Source organism: Gilvimarinus sp. 1_MG-2023 (assembly GCF_030548285.1).
This window is the reverse complement of sequence record NZ_JAUOSC010001163.1, coordinates 1-263: the sequence shown is the minus strand read 5'-3', so window position 1 is coordinate 263 and position 263 is coordinate 1. Positions and strand designations below refer to the sequence as shown.

The 263-nt window shown below is 55.1% G+C and carries 1 pseudogene; it reads right to left on the bottom strand.

What is annotated here, in order from left to right:
* A pseudogene (locus Q4563_RS20515) lies at window positions 1-263 on the bottom strand (TonB-dependent receptor); the annotation flags it as partial.

Below are 263 nucleotides of genomic sequence, written 5' to 3'. Positions count from 1 at the left end.
ATTGTATTCTGGCCCGAAGGCGGCGGCTTCGAGAATAAAACCATCAATGACGTTGTCGTTGAGAATGCTCGACGAGTCGCTATGAAAGATATAACCAACCGGGAAAAAATCGATGTAATAAGCGTTGTCATCCGGTGACGAGCCACGCACTGCGGGGGCGGATTCCCGGCCACCGCTGAAGACAACACCGGGCAGGCTTTCGATGGCTTGCAGTGGATCATTACCCGCACCCGGGACGCGCAACAATTTGCGCGGACTGACCG